Here is a 24,844-nt window from a genome sequence, read left to right on the forward strand (position 1 = left end):
ACTGTCTTGTGAGCGTTCATACGCAAGGGGATCAGACTGGCGACAGCCAGAACGTGCTGGAGATGCTGGATCAGCGCCCACCGACTTCGTTCTACTGGTCGTTGACGCTTCTTGCCACCATCGGCGGCTTCCTGTTCGGCTACGACACGGCGAACATCGGGTCGGCCCTGAGTTTCGTTCCGTACCACCTCACCGGCTTCGCTCTCGGCTACCTGGTGGCGGGAGCGTCGGTCGGAGCGGCGGTTGGGGCACTGTTGGCCGGGCCTCTGACCGACCTCTTCGGCCGCAAGTCGCTGCTCATCGCCGATGCCGGCATCTACACCGTAGGGGCGCTGCTGTCAGCGGTGACCTGGCATGCTTGGGTGCTCATCGCCGCCCGTACCCTGATCGGCCTGGCCATCGGCGCGGACTCGGCGATCGCCACCGCCTATATCGCTGAATACGCCCCGGCGGATCGGCGCGGAGCGCTCAGCATGCTCCAGCAGTGGATGATCACGGTTGGCATTCTCGTCTCGTACGTCGTGGCTCTGGTGCTCCTGCGATCCCTGCCGGGCCATGCCTATGGGATCGACTGGCGGCTCATCTTCGGCCTGGGAGCCGTGCCCGCGCTCATCGGGCTGGTACTGCGTACGAGGATGCCCGAGTCACCGCGGTGGCTGCTGGAGAAGGGGCGCTACGGCGGTGTCAAGAAGGCCATAGGGCAGCTTGGTGTCGAGGTGACGGTCGAACAGGTGGAACGTACGGCGGCGCAACTGCGCGCATACGAGCAAGCCCGCAAGGGCGAGGCGCAGGTCAGCAGTTGGACGCCGGGAGTGCGCCGGGCGCTCGTGGTGGTCTGCGTGTTCTTCACCTTCCAGCAGATCACCGGTATCAACGTGCCGCTCTACTACGGGCCGCACTTGCTGGCGCCGCTGTTCCAGTCGGGTGGGCACGGCACGACCGTGGACGCGGCCATCGCGGGGGTGGAAGTCACCGCGATCATGACGGCGCTCAACGTCGGCGCGACGTACTTCGGGTTCAGGTACATCGACCGGGTCGGTCGACGTGTGATGTCCATGGGCGGTTACGGCGGCATGGCGGTCTCAGCACTGATCGCCGCCTTCGGGTTGGGCTTTCTGGGCGGCACAGCGCAGATCATCGTGGTGATGATCGGCTTCAGTCTGTTCATTGCCTCTTTCGCGGTAGGCGTCGGGGGCACAGGGTGGCTCATCCAGGGCGAGACTTTTCCGACGGCGGTACGCGGCCGCGCGGCCGCAATCGGGGCGACTGTGGACTGGCTGGCGAACTTCGCCCTCATCGAGGTGTTCCCCACCTGGCAGAGCGGGATCGGCCTGGCCTGGGTGCTGGTCTGCTTCGCGGGACTGGCTGTCGCGGCCGTCGCCTTCGTCTACACCTTCCTGCCGGAGACGAAGGGCCTTTCGGTCGACGAGATCATCCACCTGTACGAGGCGCAGGCGCGCCCCACCCACGCGACCGGACAGGCGTCTCGGTGATGCCACCCGCCAGCTCGCACTGGCGCTGCTTCTACCTCGCCCCGGCGCGGTCGGCCCCGCTCAGGCGGCGAAACACCGCAGCTCAGGTAGCCGACTCTGAGGTACTCGCGCGGGAGAGGGGCTGGCCGTTCACACGTAACTGACGTACTGTCAGGCTCGGTTCCGCTCGGTGTTCTGTGAGGAGGCCGCCGTGCCGCAGCGTCCCGTGCCGCTCGACGAGTACCCGGTGCACCAGGTACCGCTGTCCATGCGCCATGTGGCCACCAGCGACCGCAACGCCTACGACCGCTGCATCTTCCACGTCTTCGACCATGCTGGCCGGGCACTGCTGATCGCGGGGCTCGGGGTCTATCCCAACACGGGCGTCATCGACGCGTACGTCACCTTGCGGGTCGGCGACGTGCTGCACGCGGTACGCGCCTCCGACGCGCTCGGCGAGGACCGGATGCGGCTGTGTGTCGGTCCGCTGCGGTTCGAGGTCCAGCAGCCACTGCGGTCGATCAGGCTGGTCTGCGAGCCGGATCCGGCCTGCGCGGACAGCCTGTCCTGCGATCTCGTCTGGCATGGAGACTTCCCAACGGTCTGGGAACCCCACCACACCGGCCGCACCGGCGACCGGCTGACGCTGGAGGGCCGCCGGTTCGTCCAAGCGGGCGGCGCGACCGGGCGGATCACTGCCCCCGGCGGCACTCACTACACCGTCACCGGCGGGGAGTGGACGGCAACCCGGGACCGCAGCTGGGGCGTTCGGCCCATCCCCGGTGAGCAGCCGGGACGCGCCGCAGAAGAACACCGGCCGGAGGGCTTCCACTGGATTTGGTGCCCTATACGCTTCCCCGACTGCTTCGTCATGGTCATCGTGCAGGAGGACGCAGACGGCTACCGGACGCTCAACGAGGCGATACGGGTCCACCCGGAGCGCGCGGAACGTCCCGAGGAGCAACTGGGCTGGCCATACGCGGACATCGACTACGCCCCGGGCACCCGTACGCCGCGCACCGCCGTCCTGCACCTCATGGACGGTGCGCGCAAGCCTGTCGAACTGCGCGCAACGGTCCTCACGTCGAGCCCGCTCGCCGTCGGAGCCGGATACCCGCCCGCGCCGGACTGGCAGCACGGCACCTGGCGCGGTCGCGGATGGACCGAACGCATCACCTACGACCTGACTGACCCAGCAGTCACGGGCCCGGCCCGGTTCGGAGTGACCGACCACGCGACCCGGTTCGTCCGGGACGACGGGGTGACGGGGCACGGCATCCTCGAACACGGCAGCTTCGGCCGCCACGACCCCAGCGGCTTCACCTCGGCGACCCCATGAACGAGACCCGTAGGGATGAGACCCGCGATGCACCCGCGCTGCGCCGGACCACCCGAGATCCCGAGGAACTCGCCCGGCGGCTGACCGCCTGGGTCACCACCTGGCAACCCGGCGCCGTGGTCACCCGATACGAGATACCGCCCACCAACGGCATGTCGAGCGAGACGGTCCTCTTCGACCTCCGGCGACCCGGGGCAACGCCGCGGCCCTGTGTGCTGCGACTGGCCGCCGACCCACTCGCCTACACCGTCTTCCCGCGCTACGACATGGCTCGCCAGTACCGCACCATCGCGCTGGTCGCCGAGCGGACGAAGGTGCCCGTACCTCGCCTTCTGCGCCTGGAGACGGATCCGGGGCCGCTGGGCGCGCCCGGCTTCGTGATGGAGCGAGCCTTTGGCCGGGTCCCGCCCGATGTGCTTCCCTACACCTACCCCGGCAACTGGCTGTACGAGGCGAGCGCGCACCAGCGCGACCAGTTGGAACGGTCGACGGTCGAGGCGCTCGCCGAGCTGCACACCGTCCCGGCGGCGGAGGCGCCGTTCCTGACTCCGGATGCGGACGGGGACACAGCGCTGCGGCGGCACGTGAACGAGCAACGCGCCTACTACGCCTGGGTGATCGCGGACCACTCGCCCTCGCCGTTGATCGAGCGTGCCTTCGACCGGCTTGAGGAGCTGTGGCCCGAGGACCCGGGTGAGTCCGTACTGAGCTGGGGCGATGCCCGGATCGGCAACATCGTCTACGCCGCTGACTTCACTCCGTGCGCGGTTCTCGACTGGGAGATGGCGTCGGTCGGCCCGCGTGAACTGGACCTGGGCTGGCTGGTCTTCCTGCACCGCTTCTTCCAGGACCTGACGGAGGGCTCAGGCCACCTCGGCCTTCCCGGCTTCCTCGACCTCGGCCGAGTCGCCGCCCGCTACGCGCAGCTGACCGGGCACACCCCGCGGGACATGGAGTTCTACTCCCTCTACGCGGCACTGCGGCACGCCTTGGTGATGCTTCGCGTCGGCTATCGCCGGGTGCACTTCGGCGAGATCCCTCTGCCGACCGACACCGACGGCCTGATCCTGCACAGACCCGCGATCGAGAACATGCTGGAAGGCCGGTACTGGTGACCGCGGGCATCGAGGCGATCGCATCGAAGTGAAGGGTCCGCGAGCCGCGTGACACTCCCGGCCTGCCGGCGTCCGACAACAGGCGTGACCCCGCGACGGGGGAGACGCGGGGCCACTGGGCCAGTGTCGCATGGGCGGGTGGGCTACTCCGCCAGTTCGGTGGCCTCGTCCCGGGGAGCAGCGGGTTCGTCTTGATCGTGGCCGGGATCTGCGGGCTTGGTGCTACCGTCCGGCCGTCGGCGGGCGTGCGCCGCTCGTCTGTGTAGTTCGTCCATGATCCAGCTGCGCGTGATCCAGTCCAGCTCGGTGGGCTGGCTGCTGGTCGCGGCGAGGCGTTGACTGAGCTGGGCGACGGTGTATTCGGCGAGAAGGGCGCGGCCGACGGCCTCGTACTGGGCGGCGCGCTTCCGTGCGAACCTGCGTGGCGTGGCGGCTCCTCCTTAGCGAGTAGTTGTAAAGGACACTTATCCGGGGAACGTCGGCCGTGGGGCCGTGCATTCCCGCGCGACGGGGTGCCCCCTGCTGTCAGCGCCGGGCTCACTCCGGGCGGCGCGCCGGGCGCAGTGCGGTTCCGCCTTCGCGGAAGGGCCTTCCCTGGCGGGGCCTTCCTCGGCGGGCTGTGCCGGGGCGGCTGCTCAGGCGGGCCCGGCGTGGGCGCCGTAGCGGAGTCCGTCGATGAGCAGGGCGATCATGCGCTGCGTGTGACCGTCGTCGTCCTCCTGGGCCGGCAGGGTGAGGTTGCCTACGGCGCGCAGCAGGTCCTGGGGGTCGATGTCGGAGCGGATCTGACCGGCTTTCGCCGCGGCATCGAGAAGGGTGCCCAGGACGGGCACGAAGCGCTGCTGGAAGTAGGAGGGCAGGCTGTCGTAGGCCGGGTCTCCCGAGTGCAGGGCGGCGCTGAGGCCGCGCTTCGTGGCGATGAAGCCCGCGAAGCGCCGCAGCCACTGGGCGAGCGCGTCGACCGGTTCGCACTGGGCCACGAGAGAGGGGGCGGCGTCGGCGCAGGCGTCCACTTCGTGGCGGAAGACGGCGGCGATGAGGTCCGAGCGCTGCGGGAAGTGCCGGTAGAGGGTGCCCGCTCCCACGCCCGCCTTGGCGGTGATCTGCCGTACGGGGGCGTCCACGCCGGAGACGGTGAACACTTCTGCGGCCGCGGTGAGCAGGGTGTCGATGCTGCGCTGCGCGTCGGCGCGCACGCGCTGGCGGGGGCGCTCCCTGTCCGTCGGGTCATCGTTCACGGTGTACTCCTCTTGCTAACCGGAACGGCGTTCCGTATCGTCTTACTGGAACACTGTTCCGCTTGCGAAAGCGTAGCGCGGCATTGGGCATCAGCCAACGCACGAGGAGAACCATGAAGTACCGCACGCTGGGCCGAACCGGCATCCAGGTCAGTCCCTACTGCCTGGGCGCGATGATGTTCGGAGCCATTGGCAACCCCGACCACGACGACTGTGCGCGCATCATCCACAAGGCGCTGGACGCGGGTATCAACTTCGTAGACACCGCAGACGCCTACTCACGCGGCGAGTCCGAGGAGATCGTCGGCAAGGCCCTCAAGGGGCGTCGGGACAACGTCGTGCTCGCCACCAAGGCGCACCAGCCCATGGGCGACGACCCCAACCAGCAGGGCAACTCGCGGCGATGGCTGGTCCGTGCGCTGGAGGGCTCCCTGCGCCGCCTGGGGACCGACCATGTCGACCTGTTCCAGATCCACCGGCCCGCGCCGGACACCGACGTGGAAGAAACCCTCTCAGCCCTCACCGACCTGGTACGCGCGGGCAAGGTCCGTGCCATCGGCGCCTCCTCCGTCCCCGCTTCGGACATCGTCGAGGCGCAGTGGGTCGCCGAGCGACGCGGCCTGCAGCGGTTCCGCACCGAGCAGCCGCCGTACTCGATCCTCAACCGCGGCATCGAGCGCGAGGTACTGCCCGTCTGCGAGCGCTACGGGATGGGCGCCATGGTCTACAGCCCGCTGGGCGGGGGCCTGCTCACCGGCCGCTACCGCAAGGGCCAGCAGACCGACACTCACCGGGCCGGCTTCGGCTTCAAGCACCTGAGCGACGAGCGCCGCCTTGATGCTGTCGAGCAGCTCATCCCGATCGCCGAGGAGGCCGGAATGTCGCTGACGCACCTGGCGACAGCCTTCGCGATCGCCCACCCCGGCGTCACCTCCGCGATCATCGGACCGCGCACCATGGGCCACCTCGACGACCTGCTCGCGGGCGCCGAGATCACGCTGACCGACGAGATCCTCGACCGGATCGACGCCATCGTGCCTCCTGGCACCGACGTCGGGACGCTCGACATGGCCTACAACCCACCCGCCATCCAGCGGACCGCGCTGCGCCGCCGCCTGCCCGACGAGCGCTCCGCCGCCTGACGTGTCCTCGGGCACGGCCAGTGCTCGGCCGGTATGGAACCTCCGCTGAGAACCGCGTCGTCCACTCGACGGCCTGCCCCCTTACGGACGGCAGGCTGTCCCATGCGGTGCGGGTTGCCGCGACGGTCGGCCGTTTGCGCAGGTGTGGGCGCGCTCGTCCTCAAGCCCCGAGGACCGGCTCCCCCGGGGCGGCGTTGTCGAAGTTCTCCTCGACCCAGGTGCGTAGGAGGTTGAGGGGGACGGCGGCGCTCCTGCCGACAGAAGTGAGGGCGTATTCGACGTGGAGGGGGACGGCCGGGTAGACGGTGCGGTCGACGAGGCCGAAGTCTTCGAGGCGGCGCAGGGTCTGGGTCAGGACTTTCGGACTGACGCCCTGGAGCCGGCGCTGGAGCGCTCCGAACCGCTGCGGTCCCTCCTCCAGTGCGCCGATGGCCAGTGCGGACCACTTGTTGGCGAGTAGGTCGAGCAGGGCGCGGCACGGACATTGGGCGGCGTAGACGTCGTGGTGCGCGTGCTGGCCGGACGAGCAGCTGGTCGTCATCCGAACTCTCCTTACCAGGGTACTTTCCAAAGGGAAGTAGTAGTCCTTGATGGTAACTACGCCCCCGGGGATAGCTTCGTCGCCATCAACGGAAAGGCCGCCGACGGCCTTTCGTACGGTGCGATCCCAGGAGATGACGTATGTCCGCAGCCATGATGCGCGCGGTGGTTCAGGACCGGTTCGGGGGCCCGGAGGTGCTGCGGGTGCAGGAGGTGCCCCGGCCCGAGCCGCTGCCGACGGAGGTGCTGGTGCGCGTGCACGCAGCCGGTGTCAATCCGGTGGACTGGAAGACCCGCAGCGGCGGCGGCATGGCGGGGGTGTTGGGCGAGCCGCCCTTCGTGCTGGGCTGGGACGTCTCCGGCGTGGTGGAGTCAGTGGGCTTCGGCGTGACCACGTTGCGCGTGGGCGACGAGGTGTACGGGATGCCGTGGTTCCCGCGCGCGGCCGGTGGCTACGCCGAGTACGTCACCGCTCCCGCCCGCCAGTTCGCCCGCAAGCCCGCCACCGTGGGCCACGAGCAGGCCGCAGCCGTACCGCTCGCCGCCCTCACGGCCTGGCAGGCCTTGGTGGACACTGCCGATGTGCGCGCCGGGCAGCGCGTGCTGGTCCACGCCGCCGCCGGTGGCGTCGGCCACTTCGCGGTCCAACTCACCAAGCACCTGGGCGCGCAGGTCATCGCCACGGCGAGCAGCGCCCGCCACACGTGGCTCAGGGAACTCGGCGCCGACGAAGTCATCGACTACACGGCCGTCCGCTTCGAGGACGCCGCACGGGCGGTCGACGTCGTCATCGACCTGGTCGGCGACGCCCACGACAAGACAAGTCTGCGCTCGCTGGAGGTCCTGCGCCCGGACGGCCTGCTCGTCGCCGTCCCGGCCGGCGTCTCACCCGAACTGGCCGAGGCCGCACAGGCGCGCGGGGTGCGGGTCAGCCCCCTCCTGGTGGAACCGGACGGCCCAGCACTGAGCCGGATCGCCGACCTCATCGACGCCGGCAAGCTGGTGGTGGAGGTCGAGGAGACATTCCCGCTGGAGCAGGCCGCCAAGGCCCACGTACGAGGAGAGCACGGCCGCACCCGCGGCAAGCTCGTCCTCCGCACCAACGCCTGACCCCCCACCGCGAACCCGCGACGGAATCCGAAAGACCGGAGCAACCCCATGCTCTACGAGATCCGCTACTACCAGAGCCAGCCCGGACGCCGCGAGGAGTGGATTCGCTACATGGAAGACGTGGTCATCCCGTTCCAGGCCTCGAAGGGCATCACCGTCGTCGCCTCGTTCACCGACGAGCAGGACGAAGACGGCTACGTGTGGATCAGGCGTTTCGAGGACGAGGCCCAGCGCGAGGCGCAGTCCTCTGCGGTCTACGACAGCGGCCGCTGGAAGAACGAGATCGGCCCGGTGGTGCACGAGTTGCTTCTCCCCGAGAAGTCCGTCGTCACCCGCGCCGCCCCCACGCCCGCCTCACCCTTGCAGTGACCGGACGACGTACCTGGTCACGGAGTCTCCTTCGCCCGACGCTGGGACCAGCCCGCGCGCTGCTTACCGGTGTGCACCGGGGCGCGCCCGCAAAACCCATGGGACGGTTGGGCGCGCCCCCTACGGGCGACGCACGGCGTCGCGGTGACCCGTCGAGGATCGATGTGTGCCAGCCCCTCGCTTCTCTTGATGAACGCGAAGTCACGCCGCCGGTGGGTGGTTGGCGGACTGGTACGAGCTGACTCGATGTCGTGCAGCCTGGCGGGATACCTCCAGACATGACGAACGCCCCGGTCGGATGAGTCCGAACGGAGGCGTGAGTGCGTGTACCGAGTCTCCGGGTGTGTTCGACGGGCTGTGCCGCCGTTGTCTGCTGATGGCCGCCCGTGCTCGGGTCCAAGGGGAGTTCCCGCCGGGTCACGGGCGGCCCGTGGTGCACGGCTACGGGAGGTATCTCTCCAGTGCGGCGGCGCCCTTCTCCTCGATGTGTCGCTTCGCCAGTTCGAGCCGTTCAGGAGTCACGTCGTGTCCCGATGCCATCACGAGGTCTTCAGGATCGAAGGGGCGTTCCGCCCCGGTGTAGAGGCGCTTCGGCTGGCTCTTCTCTTCTGACGATTCCTTGTCCGGTGATTCCTTCATTGCGATCACCTCATCCGTGATGGGCCTGTGTGTCCAGGCCCCATCACCATCATGCAGGCGGCCCAACCGCAGCATGCGGAGCGAACCTGGCGTTAGGCCGAACGGGGGACGCGAGAGCCATCGGTCGGTGCTACCCAGGGGTAACTAGTTAGGCCAGCCAAACCTTACGGGTAACGACCTGGTGGCAGGGGGTGACGTTCACCAGGTCGTGGTCACCCCGTCGAACGAGACCCATTCCCACACGATGTCGCTGGGCATCAACGTTCCCGTGGACAGCAATTCGGCCCCCCATCACGGTCGACCCGGTCGGTGCGGGCAAATAACCACCCGGGCGACACACCGTGCGTTCCACCGGTCCACTGGATGCGTCCCAGGCCTCGAAACGCGAGATGCGAGGCGCACTTGACCGACACCGTGCCGAGAGCGGCCAACTCTCCGCGAGAACTGACCCACTTGGCCCGTGAGTTCCGCTACACGGGGTCTTCCTTCGTCGGATGAGCACGGCCAGGTAGGCGCGGTCGGGCGCAGCCGAAGCGCGGCATCGTCCAGACAGCACGAGCGGTACGCCAGGCCGGGTTGTCGGTACCGAGCTGGCTCGGCACCGCCTTCGACATCCCCGGAGAGGTCGATCTGGACGTCCTCCAGGAGGCACTGTGCGTCTGGACGCTGCGACACGAGACGCTGCGCAGCGGTTTCCGCTGGGTCGGCGACGAAATGCGGCGCTTCACACTGGACGCTGATGCCGTCACGCTGCACCGGGAAAACATCGGCAGCTTCGCCGACGCGGCGAAGCTGGCCCAGTACTTGCAGGAGCGGTTCGACGTCGTGGCGGACGCCCTCACCTGGCCGAACTTCATCTACACCGCAGTAGTCCGTGGCGACTGCACAAGCGTCTACATGGCGTTCGACCACAGCAACGTCGACGCGTACTCGATCCAGCGCATCACCGCCGAACTTCATGAACTCTACGCGGCCGGCCTCGAAGGCCGTCCGGTGGAGACGGCACCGGTGGCCAGTTACGTCGACTTCTGCGCAGCCGAGCGCACCAAGGCAGACCAGCTCGACGACGCGCACGCGGTCGTGGCCCGCTGGCGGGAGTTCATCGCCGCATGCGGCGGGAAACTGCCGAGCTTTCCCGTCGATCTCGGTCTCGACCCCGCAGGGCCGCTGCCCGCCCAGAGGCTCATGCGGGACATGCTCGTGGACGACGCGGAAGCGGCAGCCTTCGAGGCGTACTGCCGTCGGCCCCGGGACGTAACGCATCACCGCCGCTGCGGCCGCCATTCGAAAAGCAGGATGGTGGCGTCGTCCCGCAGTTCGTTGCGCTGGTGATCGAGGATGGCGTGGATGAGCAGCCGCAACACCTCGGCCGGGCGCTGGCCCGCCGCGGTGGAGCGGATGATGAAGTCCGTGAACCGGTCGAGGCCGAACTCCATGCCCCCTTCACTGCGCGCCTCTGTGACGCCGTCGGTATACAGCAGAACCCGGTCGCCAGGTTCGAGCGCCGCTTCGTGGACCTTCCGGTTCGCCGGTGCGAGCTGAGCGGGCAGCCGCCATCGGCGGCTGTGATTTGCCGACGAGAGCGTGGTCGATGACCCGCTCGTCACGAATCAGCAGCGGCGGCGGATGGCCGCAGTTGATCCAGCGCAACGAGCTGGTGGTCACGTCGAGTTGGCACAGGATACCGGTGCAGAACTGGTCGGGAAGCCACCCGGCGAGGGCCTGATCGACGGTGCCGACCAGTTCGGGCAGGCCGGCGCCACTGCGGCGGGCGTTGCGTGCGCCCGCGAGGGCGACCGAGGTGGTCAGACCCGAAGCGAGGTTGTGACCCATGGCGTCGAAGATTGCGGTGTGGAGCATGTTCTTGACCACCGAGTGATCGAACGCGTCGCCGCCGAGCCCGTAGGCCGGCTCCAGCACCGCGGTCGAGACGCAGTCGCGGTTGCCGATGGTGCGCGGTGGCAGGAAGGCACGCATCAACTCGGCGTGTAGTTGCATCTGCTCGGTGCGGGTCCTGGCGACGAGCCAGTCGCTGTAGGCGCGTTTGGAGGTGATCACCACCGCGAGCAGGCCCGCCAGCATCCGGCTGCGGCGCAACCGAGAACCGTCGAGCGTCGCGGTCCGAACGGCGAGCACTCCCAGCCGCTCGGCGCCGTCCACCAGAGGCACCCACACGATTACGCTGTCCTCGTAGTCGGTGACCCGCAAGGAGACCGTGCGGTACGCCCAGCCCGCCAACGAGCCGTCGACCGGCAGGGTCTGGAACGTCTCGTCGAGTGGGACGAGCAGCCTTTGCTGCAGATCGACGAGGTAGATCACGGCAGAGTCCATGCCGAGGGTTGAGACGCACTGGTTCACCACGCCCGAAAGATCCGTCGGCATGGCGGTGTGCGCCATGGAGATCAGCTCCTCCAGCCGCTCTTCGTCGATGCCGACGCCGGACCGGGCGGCTCGGCCTGCGGGCACGTGCGGTCCGTCGGGCACGAAGATCACCTCCTCCGCGCCCAGTCTCACACCGATCCCGGCGCCTCTCACGTCAGCGGCGTCCGCTCGGCCCCACCCCACCTGTGCCGACCGGCGTGGTGGCGGTTCGGGCCGGATGCCGCAGTCGCCGGGCGGGGAGTCACTCGCAGGCACCGGGCATGGGGTTATGCGCTGACCGGGTTCGCCGGTCATGCGTTGGTGAGTGGGCGACGAGCGCGGCGGGGACCCAGACGGGCCACGCCGTACGTGGTGAGCGCGAAGAGTCCTACAGCGGCGCCCGCACGACGAGCTGCCGCCCGAGGCCGTCGTAGGCGCTGCGGTCACCCTCGCCCGAAGCCGCCCAGCCGTACGGATCGACCAGGATCGAGAGCTGCTGCCCGACGGCGGACGGCCCAGCGCACGCGTAGTCGTCGGCCATCTGCCGGTGGGCCAGCGGCACGCCGTCCAGCCGTCGGACGTCGCAGGTCCAGGTATCGCCGTGCTTGCCGTGCACCACGTGCACGGCGCTGACCTCCGCCTCGGCGCTGGCACCGTAGCGGCCCAGCACCTGGTACGGGTAGGTCAGAGCACCCACGATCGTCAGAAAGCCCGTCAGCACCAGTACGACTAGCAGTCGCGGGTTTCCTCGGGGAGACGGTACGCGGCGAGGGCGGCGGTGTCGTCATCGAGGCGCGCGTCGCTGTAGGCGAGCAGATCCTGGTGCAAGTGGTCGAGGAGCTCGCGAGGAGGAAGGGCGGCCCATGACCGAATGCGCTCGGTGAGTGGGTAGAAGGCTCCGGTGCGGTCCCGTGTCTCGGTAACACCGTCGGTGTACAGCAGCAGTTGGTCGCCGGGATGGAAGGACTCCACGTCGATGTGGTACTCGTCTCCGAGCAGACCACCGAGGTTGATGAGCGGTGCGGGATCGGTTGGATCCAACTCGGTGACACCATCGCGGCCGATGAGCAGGGGCGGCGGGTGGCCGCAGTTGACGATCCGGACCACGGGTTCGCGGTCGGGAATCTCGGCGAACACCGCAGTGACGAAGCGTTCCTCCATATCACTGCCTGGAAGCTGAGCGGCTCTGCGGTTCATACTCCTCTCGATCCGGCGCGCCACCCCGGCAAGATCCGGCTCCTCGTGGGCGGCCTCCCGGAAGGCCCCGAGCATCGTCGCGGCCGTCTCCACCGCGAACAGGCCCTTGCCGCGGACGTCGCCGATGAGCAGGCGGACGCCGTGCGAGGTGGGAACAGCCTCGAACAGGTCGCCGCCGATGCGTGCTTCCGCGGCGGCTGACAGGTAGAGGGATTCCACGATGACCGGGCCGAGGCGATGGGGCACCGGTCGTAGCAGCACACGCTGCGCCGTCTCGGCCACGGAGCGAACGGTGGCGAGAGTGCGCTCCCGGCGCGTCCGGTGCGCAGCCAGAATCGTGCCGAGGGCGCCGACCAAGGCGGTGGAGACGTACACGGCCACATAGTGGCGTTCCCACAAGTAACCCACGGAGCGGCCTGCGCAGCAGGGAGTGCCGGCCAGGACGCCTTCGAACGTGACGGCGAAGATCGTGATGCCGGCGACGACGGCGGGGGAGTGGGCGAAGGCAGCGACCACGGGGAGGGCGATGAGCAGGAAGCTCACCGGCCACTGCACTGGAGTGACCGGTTCGAGCACCAGGACCGCTGCGACGTAGATGGCCGGTAGCCACCGCATCCACGCTGGCGGAGCAGGCAACTGTGCTGTGCCGCGGTCTTCGGCTCCACGACGGCCGGGCAGTTTCACGGGGCGCTCCGGTGCAGGCGGGGTCGCGGTAGTGGAGGCCTTGGAGAAACGGCCCGCGACACGATGATCTGTGCCGAGGCCCGACGAAAGGCTTCGGCGGATCCCATCACGCGGCCTGCACACAAGCACTTCCGGCAGCACTTGGGCAAGGCAACCAGCCTGATGCGGTTCAGCAGCACAACCCGACCATCCAGCGAGGGCATGTCAAGACTTTTATAGCAATCCTACGACTTGAGATTTCCCTCTGTGGGCGATTCTTAGCCTGGCTGCAGGCTTGATCTTTCCCCTGTGCGGCACGGACGCGGGGTGATCGCCTTCTTCGTGCCTTCCTTTCGGGAGCCCGGTGGGCCGACATCGTGCACGTCGTGGCGTGGTGTGCGGTGGGTGTTCTTGCGACGGCGCAGCCGTCCCGGACCTGCTGGGTTCGACCGAAACTGGATCCGCTCGTCGTCGAGGTCGGCGATCGGCTGGCCGGGGGGTTGCGGGGGGAGACGTCGGCGTAGGGAGCGCCGTATGGCTGGTCCGTACAGCGGCCGTACGGGTTATGACGAGTGGCGCCTGCGCGGCCGTCACGTCGCCCTCGTTGTGGGCGGTGCGGCCCGCGCGTGAAGCGGGCAGGCCAGTCTCCATCGAATCGCCCCGCAAGCAAGCACAGGGCGTCGCAAACTGACGTGCATTCGCTGAGACCCCACCCGTACGTGGGTCCGTGTGGTGCCGCGCGGTCCTGAGCATTGCTACGTTCTGTGCCCCTTGGCGATCGCGATATGGGGGAACACACGTGGTCGATGCTGCCGGTCGGGATACCTCTTACCAGGCGGAGGTCGCAGTCATCGGTGCCGGTCTGTCCGGCCTTGCCGCGGCCGTCATGCTGCGCAGGGCGGGATTCGAGGACGTCGTCGTGCTGGAGAAGTCCGACCAGCTGGGCGGCACTTGGCGCGACAACACCTACCCCGGTTGCGGCTGCGACGTGCCGTCCCTGCTGTACGAGTACTCCTTCGCGCCCGGTCCCTGGCGGCGGACCTTCGCCAGTCAGCCGGAGATCCTGGCCTACCTCCGTTCCACCGTCGCCGAGCACCGCATCGAGCAAATGATCCGCTATGGAGTCGAGGTCCGCGGCGGACGCTGGGACGCCCGGAGCGGCCACTGGCATCTCGACACCAGCGCAGGCACGTACTCCGCCCGTGCCGTTATCGTGGCCACCGGCCCTTGGCACCGGCCCCGCTACCCCGACCTGCCGGGCATGGCAGACTTCCCCGGTGCCGTCTTCCACTCAGCCCGCTGGGACCACCAGGCTGATCTGACCGGCCGCCGCGTCGCCGTGATCGGCAATGCGGCCTCCACCGTGCAGTTCCTGCCCTCCATCCAGCGTCATGCGGCGCGCGTCGACATCTTCCAAAGCACCGCCCCGTGGGTGTTGCCCAAACCCGACCACGCCCTCCCTGAGCGCCTGCGCAACCTTCTGTATCGACGCCCCGCCCTCCGACGGCTTGCGCGGGGGCTGCAGGCCGGGACACAGGAAGCCATTGGCCTGACCCTGCGGCACCCGTGGATGCTGCCGCCCCTGGAGGCCGCAGCCCGCCTGCACCTGCGCCGATCGGTCCCCGACCCCGAGCTGCGTCAGCACCTCACCCCTACTCATCGACTCGGCGCCCGCCGCCTGCTGACGTCCGACACTTACTACCGGGCCATCAGCCAGCCCCATGTGCGTCTACACCCCACCCGGGCCACGCGGGTGGAAGGGAACGACATCGTGGGTGGCGATGGACGACGAATCGGTGCGGACGCCGTCATCCTGGCGACCGGCTTCCACATCGGCCATCTGCCCATCGCCGCCCATCTGCACGGACTGGGCGGTCAACGCCTGGCGGACACCTGGCGCGACGGACGCCACGCCTACCTGGGCACCAGCGTCAGCGGCTACCCCAACCTCTTCCTACTGCCCGGGCCGAACATCCTCAACGGCACCACGGCCGTGCCCACCGTCGTCGAAGCCCAGTTACGCCATATCACCGCCGCCCTCGCCCACTTGCGTGGCGGCGACCACGCCGCACTGGATGTGCGGCGTGAGGTCCAACACGCACACAACGCCGCCCTCCACACGGCGCTGACCACGACCGTGTACACAACCGACCATGCCAGCTACTACTTCGACGGCGCGGGCCTGAACACCTTCTGCTGGCCCTGGTCCACCCGCCGCCTGCGCCGCAGCCTTGCCGCTTTCGATCCCGCCGCCTATACGTGGTACCCGCGCGCCGCCTTCCCAGCCCAGCGCGATGCTCCGGCAACCGCCCAGACGGAACCCCAACTCCGACGCCCACCTTCCCACCTGCCCGAATGACCACCGGCAGGCCCCGACAGGTCCTCGCGCGGGAGTGTCAGCCTCTACGGTGACCGATTCACCTGGCGGGCTGCTATGTGGATGGTCGTTTGGGGGCAGAGGAGTAAGGCAGCGTTGCATGCCGAGGGCTTGTCAGAGGTGAAATGGCTTTCAGCGGTACTGGTTTGACGTAGCCTCAGTGCAGCACAGTCCCATGTGGTCGCCTGTGTGTGCCAGCTTGGCGCAACCGTTTCGCTACAAGTTTCGTACTCGATCGTCGGCTCCATCGGCCAGGCCGCCTTCGCTCTCTACGGTGCGAGCAAAGCCGGGTTGCACTCCCTGACCAAGTCCTGGGCCGCCGAACTAGGCCCCCCGAGGCGTGCGGGTGAACGCCGTCCTGTGGGCGTATCGGTAGTCGCTGGGGCTGAGGCCGTGGGCGGCCTTGAAGATGCGACTGAAGTGGGCAGGGTCCATGAAGCCCCAGCGGGCTGCTATCGATGCCACCGTGCGGTCGGCCGCGTACGGACCGGCCAGATCGCGTCGGCAACCCTCCAAACGACGCTGCCTGATCCAGGCCGCGATCGTGGTCTGCTCCTCGGAGAAAAGCTTTTGCAGGTACCGCAGCGAGACGTGGTGTGCGTTGGCGATCCGCTCTGGGGACAGATCGGGGTCTGCCAGGTTCTGGTCGATGTAGGTGCGGACGCGCAGCAGCGTGGTACGACGAGCGGCTTGCAGATCACTGCTTGGACGTGGCCGCTGCTCGGCGAGCATCGTGGCGAGCAGGTCACCGGTGGTCCGGGAGAGACTTTCGGCGCTGTCGACGTAGTCACTGGAGTGCCTGGCCAGGCGGGTGAGGAACGGAGAGACCAGGGCGGCCACTCCTTCGGTGGCGGGGAAACGGGTCGCAGTCACCCCAACGGTCTCGCCACTGTCGAGATGCGCCAGTCGATGCGGAAGCACGAACTCCAGCATCGAGAAGTCCTCGCGACACAAGAGCGTGTAGGGGCGGGTGGTGTCGTAGCACGCGATGTCCCCGGGGCGCAGAACCGCTTCGCGCCCATCCTGACCGATCACCGCGCGGCCACGCTCCAGTACGCCCACGAGCAGGTACTCAGCATCCGAGCGAGCGATCAGCCGTGGCGTCCGGTCGACCCGGTTGGCATCGGCCGACACTTCGGACACCCGGACGGCACCGAGACGGTCGGCCCTGATGACTCCGCGGAACGGCTCATCCTGAAGCGGTTTGACGTGAACGGGCACGAAACCGTCACAGACAACGTCCTGCCAGAACGCGCGCCGTTCCTCCACCGGGTGGTCTTGCGTCCGTAGGACGACGGTCATGGTCTCGCCCTCTCCTTCGCGTCCGCCGCGTATGCCCGTTGGCGATCGCCTCAGCTTCGCCTGGCTGGGGAACGCCCCGCGCAGCCAGTGGATTCCCGTGCGCGTACCGACAATCAGCCGTGCGCGCGAGGACAAACCCCGCCAAGGGCGCGCCCGGCATATTGGAGGCGTTCGACGGGCCGCCCTTCGGAGGCGGGACGCCGAGCGAACCAGCTACCCCGCTAGGAGATAACCGATGCCTTTCGCGTCAGTCAACGGTCAGCAGTTGTGCTTCGAGGACACCGGAGGCGACGGCCCCGTCGTCGTCTTCAGTCACGGCAACCTAATGAACCGCCAGATGTGGGTACCGCAAGTCGAGGCGCTGCGTGGCGAGTTCCGATGTGTGGTCTGGGACGAGCGCCTGCACGGCCGTACCAAGGACGATGGCGCTCTCTACACCTACTGGGACTCCGCCGACGACCTTCTGGGCCTGCTCGACCACCTCGGCGTCGAGCGGGCGACCCTGGTCGGGCACTCCCAGGGCGGCTTCCTCTCGCTCCGCGCGGCTCTGCGCGCGCCCGACCGGATCAAGGCCCTGGTCCTGATCGACACCGCGGCGGTGGCCTGGCCGCAGGAGGCACTGACCCAAATGAGCGGCGTCAGCGAGGGCTTCCGTACCGGTGGACCGGATGCGGTGGCCCCCGCCGTGCTCGGCATGCTGCTCGGCAAGCCCGAGATCCACCAGGACTGGCTGCGCACTTGGCAGGAGCAGCCGCAGGACCGATTGGCCGACGCGGTGGCCGTGCTCATGGGCGTCGACGACATCTCTGCCCGCCTCGGCGAGATCACCCAGCCGGCGCTGATCGTGCACGGCCAGGTTGACCAGCCGGTCCCGCTGCCTCTGGGACAGATGCTCCGTGACCGTCTGCCGGGAGCATCGGAACTGATCGTGGTACCAGGCGCCGGACACACCCCGAGTCTGACCCACCCCGACCAAGTCAACGGCCCGTTGAGCGCCTTCCTGCGGCACAGCGCATGAGCGGCACCGGCGGAACGTAGTCCGCACAGGGGACGCGCGCCGTCCCGGGCCGGGCACACGGCCCGGCGACAGGCGCGGTCTCCGGCAGCGGGCGCCGCAGAGGCACGTGTCGATGTCCAGCGCTTGCAGGAGGATCCGCACCATGGCCGCCGCCAGCCCTCCATCAACGCCACGCGCGACATCATCGTGGGGCGACGGACCGCCTACTTGCTGACTGGATCGTGCGGCTGACGGCAACCCGAATGCCGAAACAGGCTGCCCACGTTCACAGTCGCCTGTTGGCTTGCGCGGTCACCCCCGGCAGAGAGTTCGGGCAACCATCAGCAGTGCGAGACGAATTGATCGGTGAGGAGGTTGAACTCCGCGGCATGCTCCAACTGCTCCCACTGTCTGCTCGTCGAACTCGGTGAACTGATCACACTCCTGCCGGAATCCGTCGTCAACCGTTACCCGCGTGCTGGTGTCGTCTACCGCGATGTCGTGGACGCGCCGCCAGCGACAATGGTGATCGCGTGGCCGCAAACGTCCCGGTCGAGCGCCACCGCCGCGCTCGCCCGTGCCGCCAGTGCCGAGTGACTCGCAACCGTCCAGCAGCCAGCCAGCCGGGGGAAACGCGGCGGGCGAGCAGGCCATGCGATCTTCCCCGGCAAGCGGGCAGGATTACGCGGAGCCGAACCTGACGGCCAGGGCCTGGGCGCCCGTGGGCGCGTCCCATGTGGCGCCGGTACCGACGAGGTCGCCCCATCCTCCGCTGCATGATCCGCTGGCGTACAGGAAGGCGGTATCGGTGGTGTCGTTGGAGAACTTCACCGCACCCCCGGTGAGCGGGACGCACGTGTCGCTGGACGGGTCCTGGCCTTGGATGCTCTGCCCGGACGGTGTGACGTAGGTGTAGGTGCCGGACGCGGCCTGTGCGCTGCCGGGCAGTACCGCCAGCAGCGTGAGCGCCGAGGCGATTGCCAGGACGGATTTACGGAACCGGCACAGTGCCTTTTTCGGCCTCATGATCTCTCTTCCCTCGACGGGTCAGCAGCTCCCGCAGGCCACTGCTGGAAGTACGGCTGAGAGCGCACCGGCCCGTCGCAACCCCGCCTCGTGTACCGGCAGAAGAGGGTTTGCGAAGCCGGGTCGCAGTTGGTGGCGCCAGCCGATTGGTACACCGGCACCATCCGCCAGCCCGGCTCTACGGAGGCTCGTCATGTCATCAGGCTGCCCATCGAAAGACCAGCTATCCGCAGTGCAAATAGGTCAGATAAGTAGATAGTCGTGCTGTTCGGCTGTGGAGTGTCGTGGCTTCACTCATGACCCACCGGACAGGCTCTGGAGCTGGTCAACCGCCGGTTTGCGCATGATGACGAGTCGCCCCAGCGGGCTGTCGATGATCTGGGCGTCCTGGAACCCAGCCGCACTTGCTTCCGCGGCGAGAGCTTCAGCGGAGAGCCCGTAGGCGACTTCCTGCTGCCGGTAGAAGAGCTGATCGAGTTGACCGCGAACGGTGGGCTGGTCCTGCGTGGCCGACGGCGGGAAGAGCTCCTGCATCAGCAGCAGACCGTCGGAGCGCAAGGCGCGGAAGATCGCCGTAAGGGTCTCCGTACGAGCGCTGGTGGAGAAGAAAGCCTGAGCCCAGTAGGAAACCGTGAACGTCGCCTCGTCACGCAAGGTGCGTGCATCGATGGCCCGAAGCTCCACGCGGCCGTCGACGCCGGCTTCCTGTGCGCGGCGCCGTAGTTCGGTGGCGACCTCCGGGACGACCTCGACGCCAACCGCCCGCAACTCTTCGAACAAGGTGAGCGTCGTGAGCAGCGCGCCGCCTACACCGCTGCCCACGTCGAGCAGCGGACCGCCCCGTTCGAGTCGATCCCGATACTCGGGGAGTGCCTGATAGAGCGTCCCGTACAACTGCCGGGCGCCGGGCGTGGCCCGAACTCCCCAGTCGCGGGCGAGCGCCAGCGCCTGCGCACCATCGAGACCACGCGAGCGACCGGCCGGCTGCACCGCCTGCTCCAACTGGCCACGCGTCAGGTCCACGGCGCCGAGCACGGTGGACATATCGACACCGGAGGCGCCGACGACAAGGGCATCGAACGTCGGGCTCAGCTGAAACCTGGTGCTCCTTGTCTGCACCACACCAGCCGAAGTGAGCACTGCCAGCACGTTGGAGACCTGCTCGACTGAGACACCGGTCGCGGTGGCCAGTTCGTCGGCGGTGGTCTCGCGGTGTAGACGGTCGAGCCATCCCGCGTGATGGGCTGCCCGGAGGAGCTCGATGAGCTCCCTTCCCTCGGACCAGCTCTTTATCGCGGAGTGCGCCGCCAACGCGGCCCGAAGCCGATCCAGCCCTTGCTCATCCACACTCTGGCTGTTCACTGCCACTCCCATCACGTCGAGGACGCCACAGGCACCGTGCCCCCGTCGCCCAGCGGGATGGCGAGGGCCATCAACTGACTGCGCTTTACGGGGCAACCCTACACAGCGGCTCAGATGGCAACGGCTGGCAAAACCCGCCTTGTGCTGGGCGTGGTGTTGCGAGCCTTGGCTGTCGCGCGTCGAAGGCGGGTGAGCGCGCACCGCCCAACAGCCGCCTCATCGAGGTGCCCGGGGCTGGGCCGGGGGTGGCTGTCTGAGCGTCACCGATCCGACGCGCAACCTCCCCATGGCGACAACCCGTTGGAGCCTGTCGATAATGCCGCTGGGGGGTGGGCGGGGCCGGTCATACCGTTGTGAGCCGGGTCGGCCGCGTGACGCGTCCGACGGTTACACCACACTCCACGGAAGGCTCACGCATGCAGTACGTCACGCCCATCGGCGTCGGCATCCTCTACGCGCTGGTGATGTCCCTCATCCGCGAACCGCACCGCCGACGCTTCAACGCGATCATGGTGGCCGGTGCGGGAGCCGCCTACCTCAGTGGCGGCGGCCTGGGCGGCTGGGAGTTGGCGTTCACCGCCGTAGCCACCTACGTCGCCTACCGCGGTCTGGAGTCATGGACCTTCGTCGGCATCGGCTGGCTGCTCCACACCGCATGGGACATCGTCCACTATCTCAAGGGCCATCCCATTCTCACCTTCGATCACAACTCCTCACTCAGCTGCGCCATCTGTGATCCGGTCATCGCACTATGGTGCTTCCGGGGCGGCCCCTCACCCCGCGAACTCCTCCGCGGCAATCTCAGCCGACCGGCAGTCTCTGACAAGTGATCAGCCTTGGAGACGGCGGAGCCGGAGGACGAGGGACGCCAAGCGGCGGGGCCGGAGGAGACGCCAGGCGGCGGGGCCGCGCAGAGGCGACGCATTGAGGTGGCGCGAAAGCCCAATGGCTTCAAGGGTTTCGCGCCGTAGCCTCGCGCCTTCGACAATGGACGAGGAAGTCGTCTCCGCCGGCCACGTCGAACACCGGCAGGACTTCGGGCAGCGCGGTCACATACTGCTTGAATCCTTCAATGACCTCGCGGCTGAGCGGCCGGACCTGGACGTGCAGCAGCGCCTGCACGTGCCGGTTGAGAGCAGGCAGGCTGATCTCCGCGTGGTAACCGGTGATCAGGGCTGCTGCCGGAGGGTGGGCGCCGAAACGCCCTTCACTTATGACCGGCCCTGACCATCACGCGCCGTCCAACGCCTGGCGTTGGCGCCCGGCGTGGAAGGGGTCCTCGGCGCGGGTCGTCAGTGTTCGACCGCCAACTCTCCAGCGAGCGCGGCGGCGACGCGTAGCCAGGGAGTGGCCTCGTCCGGACGCCCCTGGCGCTGCAGGGTGCGCCCCAACATCAGGTGGGCGTAACTCTCGACAGGGTCCCTGGCGATGACTTCGCGTAGCTGCTCCTCGGCCTTCCGCAGCTGCGCGGAGTGGTAGTAGGCGCGAGCCAGCAGCAGGCGCGGCGCGACCTGCTCGGGGACCGCCTCGACGATGCCGACGAGCAGCCGGGCGGCCTCGGCATAGTCCTTGGCCTCGAAGAACAGGCCCGCGCGGGCCCAGCGCTGGGCCGTGCTCTCCTGCGGGTACGGGTACGTGGTGTCGGTCAACTGAGCTCCTCGCCAGGTGTCGTGTGGGGAACGCGCTCGGCGGGGATGACCCCCAGCCTGCCGCTCTGGTAGTCCTCGAACGCCTGGATGACCTCGGCTTTGGTGTTCATGACGAACGGCCCGAAGTGCGCGACGGGTTCACGGATCGGCCGACCGCCGAGGACCAGTACGTCGAGGTTGGGCGTCCGGTTGTCCGGCTGGGCGGTGGCGGCCACGGTCAGGGCGGCGCCCGGCCCGAAGACGGCCAGCTGGTGGGTGTCCAGCGGGCGCTGCTCGGCTCCGACCGCGCCGCGTCCGGACAGCGCGTACACCAGCGCGTTGAAGTCGGGCCGCCAGGGCAGCACCAGACGGGCGCCGGGGCTGAGCGTGGCGTGGATCATGGTGATCGGCGTGAAGGTGGCACCCGACCCGTGGTGCCCGGCCACGTCGCCGGCGATGACGCGCACCAGCGCGCCGCCGTCCGGCGACGAGAGCAGCACCGCCTGCTGGCCCTCGATGCTCTGGTACCGCGGGGGGTTGCCCTTGTTGGCGCGTGGCAGGTTGACCCACAGCTGGACGCCGTGGAACCGGCCTCCGGAGGCGACCAGGGCCTCGGGCGGGGTCTCGATGTGCAGGATGCCGCTGCCCGCGGTCATCCACTGGGTCGCGCCGTCGGTGATCGTGCCTCCGCCGCCATGCGAGTCCTGGTGTTCCATCAGGCCGTCGATCATGTATGTGACGGTCTCGAAGCCGCGGTGCGGGTGCCAGGCGGTGCCCTTGGGCTCGCCGGGCGCGTACTCGACCTCACCCATCTGGTCCATGTGGACGAACGGGTCGAGATCGCGCAGCAGCACCCCCGCGAAGGCACGGTATACGGGGAATCCCTCGCCCTCGTAGCCCTGCGGCGCACTCGTCACCGAGCGCACGGCGCGCTGCGTGGCCGCCTGCGGGGCCGGTTCCGGGACGCGTGGCAGCAACAGTGTGTTCTCTGCGGTCACAGCAGGCATTGCATCCTCCTCGGGCGGGCGTCGAAGCCGACGCATATGGTTGAACCTTAAACCACCGACCCGTATTCCCGTCCCTCCGTACGACCGCCACGGGGCGGCGCCGCAGACGACCCCGAAATTGACGTCCAGGCGTACGACGGCCGAGGATCACGCGGTGACTCGGCAAGACCGGTCAGGACGCCACACCGGTCCGAGCTCGTAGCCCTTCGGCAAACGTGCGCGCCGCCTCCAGATCGGCGGCGTTGGGCCGTCCCTTGTTGATACCGCCGACAAGCCTGAACGGGAGCCAGGTGTCGAACCCGCGACACGAGAAGGTGTCAGCCACCTCGAAGCCCCTCTGCTCGAGAAGCCGCACAAGGGGGCGGGCGAAGGGCCGGAACGGCGGTTCGGGTAGTCCGCTGGTGGCGAAAACGAACGCCCTGCGTCGTTCCCCCTTCGGGAGCGACCGGACGAACTGGCGCAGCCGCGGGTGGAACTTCGTCATGAAGATTCCCGAGCCGAATCCCACGAGGTCGTAGGTGGAGAGCTCCGCCATGTCGACCTGCTCAGGGTCGACAACAACGGCCTCCAGGACCTGTCCCATGACTTCGGCGATCCTCTTCGTGTTGCCATGGGACGCGGAGGCGCACACGATGATGGCCTTCATGATGGTGTTCCCTTCGCTTGCGCGGTTTTCAGCGGCGTTCACACCTTGAGGACACCACCCGAGCGGCGACCGTGACAGGAAGGGAATGTGGTTACGATCACAGGGGGATGCCGGTGGGGCGCGGTCGGCTCCGGATCGTGACCGCCCAAGCGGTACATGACCCGATAGATCACATGAGGGGCACTGCCAATTCCCTGTGAAGCCAACGGAGTTGGCGTACGTTTCCTGGCTCACTGGCTTGGGTGTGCCCAGGTCGGGTCGGTAGCCGCGGCTTTGGCGTAGCGGCGGGACAGGTGGGCGAAGGCGTCCTTGAGCTCGGTGGGCCCGATGACCTGAATGTCGGCGTCGAACTTGCCGATAGTGGCGGCCAGTGCGGGCCATGACCAGGCGCCCAGAATGAGGCGGCAGTGGTCCGGGCCGAGCTCTTCGACGATTCCGTCGTGACTGTAGGTGGACACGACATGGGCGGGCAGGCCGAGAATCACCTCGCCTCGGCAGGGCCACCCGCCGGAGCCCTGAAACCTGCCGACCACGAAGGCGGCCACCTCACCTCCGGGCAGTTCGCGCGGGGTGAATCGAGGCCCGGTGGGAGTGCGCGGGCTGATGCGGTCGACGCGGAAGGTGCGCCAGTCGCCGCGCTGCAGGTCCCAGGCGACGAGGTACCAGCGGCCGCCCCAGTGGACGAGGTGGTGTGGCTGCACCTTGCGCGGCGGGATTGCGGCGGGGTCGGCGTCGGCGGCTGCCGACGGGGTCGCGGGGGTGTAGTCGAAGCGCAGCACTTCGTGGGCGCGTACGGCCGAGCTGAGCGTCACGAGCACTTGGGGGTCGACCCGCGGATGCGGCCGGGTCCCCGGGCGTTCGACGGCGGTGACCTGGAGGGCGTCGACGCGATGGCGTAGCCGCGTGGGCATGACCTGCCGGATGGTGCTCAACGCACGCGCCGCGGCCTCCTCGATGCCGGCGCCTGTGGTGGCGGCGGTCTGAAGCGCGACGGAGAGGGCCACGGCCTGGTCGTCGTCGAACAGCAGGGGCGGCAGTTGTGTGCCGGCGCCCAGCCGATAGCCCCCGTCGGGGCCCTTGATCGTCAAGATCGGATAGCCGAGCTCGCGCAAGCGGTCGACATCTCGGCGCACGGTGCGCGCGCTGACCTCCAACCGCTCGGCCAGCAACTGCCCCGGCCAGTCCCGGCGCGCCTGGAGGAGGGAGAGGAGCGACAGCAGTCGTGCTGAGGTCTTCGGCATGATGCCCATCTTGCTTCGTGAAGCGGCCACATCCTGTCCGCTTCTGCTGGGACCGTGGTCGTGCCCACCAAAG

The 24,844-nt window shown here is 68.4% G+C and carries 23 protein-coding genes and 2 pseudogenes; 12 read left to right on the forward strand and 13 right to left on the reverse strand.

The window, feature by feature from the left end; genetic code table 11:
- The first annotated feature begins 8 nt into the window (after positions 1–8).
- The 3 genes from O5O46_RS23770 to O5O46_RS23780 all read left to right on the forward strand — a co-directional run bounded on the left by O5O46_RS23770 (position 9) and on the right by O5O46_RS23780 (position 3,926).
- On the forward strand, positions 9–1,493 hold the full coding sequence (locus O5O46_RS23770) for a sugar porter family MFS transporter (RefSeq protein WP_269857581.1): 1,485 nt from the start codon (positions 9–11) through the stop codon (positions 1,491–1,493).
- 190 nt (positions 1,494–1,683) lie between these two features.
- Entirely contained in the window at positions 1,684–2,811 is a 1,128-nt protein-coding gene (locus O5O46_RS23775) for a hypothetical protein (protein ID WP_269857582.1), read from the forward strand.
- Positions 2,808–3,926, forward strand: coding sequence for a phosphotransferase family protein (locus O5O46_RS23780; protein WP_269857583.1), 1,119 nt, complete (start codon positions 2,808–2,810; stop codon positions 3,924–3,926). Before O5O46_RS23775 ends, O5O46_RS23780 begins: the two co-directional genes overlap by 4 nt.
- Positions 3,927–4,561: 635 nt before the next feature.
- Here O5O46_RS23780 and O5O46_RS23785 read toward each other — a convergent pair.
- Positions 4,562–5,164 (reverse strand): TetR/AcrR family transcriptional regulator, encoded by a 603-nt coding sequence (locus O5O46_RS23785; protein WP_269857584.1) that lies wholly within the window; start codon positions 5,162–5,164, stop codon positions 4,562–4,564.
- A 113-nt stretch (positions 5,165–5,277) separates the two neighbouring features.
- Here O5O46_RS23785 and O5O46_RS23790 point away from each other — a divergent pair, with 113 nt between their 5' ends.
- Entirely contained in the window at positions 5,278–6,306 is a 1,029-nt protein-coding gene (locus tag O5O46_RS23790; protein WP_269857585.1) for an aldo/keto reductase, read from the forward strand.
- 160 nt (positions 6,307–6,466) lie between these two features.
- On the opposite strand, the gene O5O46_RS23795 is transcribed toward O5O46_RS23790, so the two are convergent.
- Positions 6,467–6,847: a winged helix-turn-helix transcriptional regulator gene (locus O5O46_RS23795; RefSeq protein ID WP_269857586.1), complete on the reverse strand. Its 381-nt coding sequence runs from the start codon at positions 6,845–6,847 to the stop codon at positions 6,467–6,469.
- Between the two features lie 140 nt (positions 6,848–6,987).
- Between O5O46_RS23795 and O5O46_RS23800 the strand changes: the two genes are divergently transcribed.
- Together O5O46_RS23800 and O5O46_RS23805 are read left to right on the forward strand one after the other, a co-directional pair.
- Positions 6,988–7,956 carry an NADP-dependent oxidoreductase gene (locus O5O46_RS23800; RefSeq protein WP_269857587.1) on the forward strand — a complete coding sequence of 323 codons (969 nt, stop codon included), beginning with the start codon at positions 6,988–6,990 and terminating at the stop codon, positions 7,954–7,956.
- A 48-nt stretch (positions 7,957–8,004) separates the two neighbouring features.
- A complete protein-coding gene (locus O5O46_RS23805) occupies positions 8,005–8,325 on the forward strand; it encodes an NIPSNAP family protein (protein ID WP_269857588.1) in 321 nt (106 codons plus the stop codon).
- 441 nt (positions 8,326–8,766) lie between these two features.
- On the opposite strand, the gene O5O46_RS23810 is transcribed toward O5O46_RS23805, so the two are convergent.
- Entirely contained in the window at positions 8,767–8,964 is a 198-nt protein-coding gene (locus O5O46_RS23810) for a hypothetical protein (RefSeq protein ID WP_269857653.1), read from the reverse strand.
- Positions 8,965–9,507: 543 nt separating this feature from the next.
- On the opposite strand from O5O46_RS23810, the pseudogene O5O46_RS23815 reads away from it, so the two are divergent.
- A pseudogene (locus O5O46_RS23815) lies at positions 9,508–10,206 on the forward strand (condensation domain-containing protein); the annotation flags it as partial.
- 20 nt (positions 10,207–10,226) lie between these two features.
- On the opposite strand, the pseudogene O5O46_RS23820 reads toward O5O46_RS23815, so the two are convergent.
- The 3 genes and pseudogenes from O5O46_RS23820 to O5O46_RS23830 form a co-directional block, all read right to left on the reverse strand.
- Positions 10,227–11,361 (reverse strand): annotated as a pseudogene (locus tag O5O46_RS23820) (PP2C family protein-serine/threonine phosphatase).
- Between the two features lie 352 nt (positions 11,362–11,713).
- Positions 11,714–12,022 (reverse strand): hypothetical protein, encoded by a 309-nt coding sequence (locus O5O46_RS23825; RefSeq protein WP_269857589.1) that lies wholly within the window; start codon positions 12,020–12,022, stop codon positions 11,714–11,716.
- Between the two features lie 32 nt (positions 12,023–12,054).
- The gene (locus tag O5O46_RS23830) at positions 12,055–13,137 is read right to left on the reverse strand and encodes a PP2C family protein-serine/threonine phosphatase (RefSeq protein ID WP_269857590.1); all 1,083 of its coding nucleotides are present in this window, start codon (positions 13,135–13,137) and stop codon (positions 12,055–12,057) included.
- A gap of 847 nt (positions 13,138–13,984) precedes the next feature.
- Between O5O46_RS23830 and O5O46_RS23835 the strand changes: the two genes are divergently transcribed.
- Positions 13,985–15,544 carry a flavin-containing monooxygenase gene (locus O5O46_RS23835; protein ID WP_269857591.1) on the forward strand — a complete coding sequence of 520 codons (1,560 nt, stop codon included), beginning with the start codon at positions 13,985–13,987 and terminating at the stop codon, positions 15,542–15,544.
- Positions 15,545–15,886: 342 nt separating this feature from the next.
- Here the strand turns inward: O5O46_RS23835 and O5O46_RS23840 are convergent, their stop codons facing one another.
- Complete coding sequence (locus tag O5O46_RS23840) at positions 15,887–16,831, reverse strand: helix-turn-helix domain-containing protein (protein WP_269857592.1); 945 nt, start codon at positions 16,829–16,831, stop codon at positions 15,887–15,889.
- A 268-nt stretch (positions 16,832–17,099) separates the two neighbouring features.
- Here O5O46_RS23840 and O5O46_RS23845 point away from each other — a divergent pair, with 268 nt between their 5' ends.
- On the forward strand, positions 17,100–17,882 hold the full coding sequence (locus tag O5O46_RS23845) for an alpha/beta fold hydrolase (protein ID WP_269857593.1): 783 nt from the start codon (positions 17,100–17,102) through the stop codon (positions 17,880–17,882).
- Between the two features lie 354 nt (positions 17,883–18,236).
- Positions 18,237–18,458: a LysR substrate-binding domain-containing protein gene (locus O5O46_RS23850; RefSeq protein WP_443072607.1), complete on the forward strand. Its 222-nt coding sequence runs from the start codon at positions 18,237–18,239 to the stop codon at positions 18,456–18,458.
- Positions 18,459–18,542: 84 nt separating this feature from the next.
- Here the strand turns inward: O5O46_RS23850 and O5O46_RS23855 are convergent, their stop codons facing one another.
- Both O5O46_RS23855 and O5O46_RS23860 read right to left on the reverse strand, forming a co-directional pair.
- Positions 18,543–18,887, reverse strand: coding sequence for a hypothetical protein (locus tag O5O46_RS23855; RefSeq protein ID WP_269857594.1), 345 nt, complete (start codon positions 18,885–18,887; stop codon positions 18,543–18,545).
- Positions 18,888–19,181: 294 nt separating this feature from the next.
- Positions 19,182–20,249, reverse strand: a complete 1,068-nt coding sequence (locus O5O46_RS23860; RefSeq protein ID WP_269857595.1) for an SAM-dependent methyltransferase — start codon at positions 20,247–20,249, stop codon at positions 19,182–19,184.
- Positions 20,250–20,665: 416 nt separating this feature from the next.
- Here O5O46_RS23860 and O5O46_RS23865 point away from each other — a divergent pair, with 416 nt between their 5' ends.
- Both O5O46_RS23865 and O5O46_RS23870 read left to right on the forward strand, forming a co-directional pair.
- On the forward strand, positions 20,666–21,079 hold the full coding sequence (locus tag O5O46_RS23865) for a DUF6010 family protein (protein WP_269857596.1): 414 nt from the start codon (positions 20,666–20,668) through the stop codon (positions 21,077–21,079).
- 157 nt (positions 21,080–21,236) lie between these two features.
- Positions 21,237–21,476 carry a hypothetical protein gene (locus O5O46_RS23870; protein WP_269857597.1) on the forward strand — a complete coding sequence of 80 codons (240 nt, stop codon included), beginning with the start codon at positions 21,237–21,239 and terminating at the stop codon, positions 21,474–21,476.
- A 65-nt stretch (positions 21,477–21,541) separates the two neighbouring features.
- Here the strand turns inward: O5O46_RS23870 and O5O46_RS23875 are convergent, their stop codons facing one another.
- The 4 genes from O5O46_RS23875 to O5O46_RS23890 all read right to left on the reverse strand — a co-directional run bounded on the left by O5O46_RS23875 (position 21,542) and on the right by O5O46_RS23890 (position 24,771).
- A complete protein-coding gene (locus O5O46_RS23875) occupies positions 21,542–21,898 on the reverse strand; it encodes a tetratricopeptide repeat protein (protein ID WP_269857598.1) in 357 nt (118 codons plus the stop codon).
- Positions 21,895–22,884 (reverse strand): pirin family protein, encoded by a 990-nt coding sequence (locus O5O46_RS23880; protein WP_269857599.1) that lies wholly within the window; start codon positions 22,882–22,884, stop codon positions 21,895–21,897. Before O5O46_RS23880 ends, O5O46_RS23875 begins: the two co-directional genes overlap by 4 nt.
- A gap of 172 nt (positions 22,885–23,056) precedes the next feature.
- Positions 23,057–23,530, reverse strand: coding sequence for a flavodoxin family protein (locus O5O46_RS23885; protein WP_269857600.1), 474 nt, complete (start codon positions 23,528–23,530; stop codon positions 23,057–23,059).
- 230 nt (positions 23,531–23,760) lie between these two features.
- The gene (locus O5O46_RS23890) at positions 23,761–24,771 is read right to left on the reverse strand and encodes a helix-turn-helix transcriptional regulator (RefSeq protein ID WP_269857601.1); all 1,011 of its coding nucleotides are present in this window, start codon (positions 24,769–24,771) and stop codon (positions 23,761–23,763) included.
- Positions 24,772–24,844: the final 73 nt, after the last annotated feature.

The sequence above is a fragment of the Streptomyces sp. RPT161 genome (assembly GCF_027533845.1).
Classification (GTDB): Bacteria; Actinomycetota; Actinomycetes; order Streptomycetales; family Streptomycetaceae; genus Streptantibioticus_A; species Streptantibioticus_A silvisoli_A.